This window comes from Mesorhizobium sp. WSM4844, from assembly GCF_055811775.1.
Genome location: NZ_JBVVQB010000137.1, coordinates 1 through 1,695, shown reverse-complemented (window position 1 = coordinate 1,695; position 1,695 = coordinate 1). Strand labels below are relative to the sequence as shown.

Genomic DNA, 1,695 nt, shown 5'->3' with positions numbered 1-1,695 from the left:
GTCAAGGTCGTGCGCACAGCGCTCCAGGACGCGGCCTCGGTCGCCGGCCTGCTGGTCACCACCGAAGCCATGATCGCGGAGGCTCCGAAGAAGGAGTCGGCCGGCGGCGGCATGGGTGGCATGGCCTTCTAAGTTCCACGCATTTCGACAATTTGGAAAGGGCGGCAAGCAATGCCGCCCCTTCTTCGTGCCCATTCCGCCAGTTGTCAGTGACTCGCAAGCCGGGGTATATGCCCGCCAAAGGTTGGTGCTTATGCTTGAACGGATTCTGCCTTTTTTGTGGGGGTGGCTTTACTGTTGGGTAGCGGCTGCGCGCGCAGCGATGATGGTACGGTGATTATTCCGAGACCGCTTGATGCCAGGCGATTCTTTGACAAAGAGCCGCCCCACCTGCAGCAGCCACACATCGAAAACAGCGTGTTTCCGGTTGCGCCACAGGAGCCGGAAAGGCTCAAACCGCGCCGTACGGCAAGTCACAAGACATCAAACAGACGCGCATCGCGGATCGCAAGTGCTCCGCTTTCCTCTTATGAGCCGCACAAGCCGCTTGTCTGCAAGAACGTCAGCGAGCCCGGCAAGCGATACCGTGTGGTTTGCGAATAGGGCACTGGGTCTGGCCAGCGGTCTGCCCCTCAGAGCCTCGCAGCGCCTTTCCGGATCAGGTTGTGCCAGGCCCGCTCGCGGTCGTCCATCAGGGCGATGTTGTGGATCGTGCGAAACAGCATCAGCCGTACAAAGCGCCGGAACCACCAGTAGACCGTCTGCCACGCGGCATCAAATTGCCCCCCGGTGAATGAGGATGACGACGCAATCACCGCGAAGAGCGTGATAGCCAGGTACATGGCCCGGTTCGGCGATGGCACGCGAACCGAGGCGACGTGGGCAACGCTCAAAAGAGCGAAGACGATGTTCACGGCCGGCAGGAAAGACGATGCGGACATGGGCTGGACGAGAACCCGGGCGGCCATCAAGGGAATGTCGTAGGACAGCGGCACGCCGAAACATTTCCGAAGTTCGCGAATAGCTCAGGCGAATGGCGCCGGCAATCAATAGCGCCGTCGCAACGAAGAAGGAGACGAGAGATGCGCTATTCAGCTGCACGAGGACGATCGCGGAAAGGATGGCTCCGTAGATGATGTCGCCAAAATTTCGCCATGTCCGGCACGGTTTCGGGTTCTCCTGGCGACTAACCCGTCCAGGTGATCCGCGAGGACCGCCCACAAAGCAGCGCCGACCGCCAACTCGATCTGCCCGACCGTTCGGATCGCCGCCGTCCTGGGACAGGAAAGTAGGCGAATGGATGGCAAAACGGTTCCGCCGCAGCCCGGCGTCGATCACCAGAACTTAGCGCGGGCGCGGCGGAACTGCCGGACGGCGGCCATTCCGAAATAGCTGCCGCCGATGACGATGATGGAAGCTACAGCCAGGACAGCTCAATTCGGATGGTTGTGAGCGACAGGCTTCGGACGAGCAGTATTCTGAAGGTGTTTGCACACCGTGTTCATGGTTGCCACAATTGAGATCGCCTCAGAAGCGGCGCCCAATTGGAAACATTAGCACCTCCGCGTTTTGGCTCGGCTGCTTGAACTCCTCGCCGGCAACTGCCTCAATTAGCAAGTCCAAGGCTTCGCGCCCCCTCCGGCTCATCGGGTCATCACCTCGCAGATAATGATACGCTCGATCCAGATGCACTCG

The 1,695-nt window shown here is 60.3% G+C and carries 1 pseudogene; it reads right to left on the bottom strand.

Going from position 1 to position 1,695, the window contains the following annotated elements:
- Positions 1-671: 671 nt before the first annotated feature.
- Positions 672-767 (bottom strand): annotated as a pseudogene (locus AC0L2A_RS36085) (IS5/IS1182 family transposase); the annotation flags it as partial.
- Between the last annotated feature and the right edge of the window lie 928 nt (positions 768-1,695).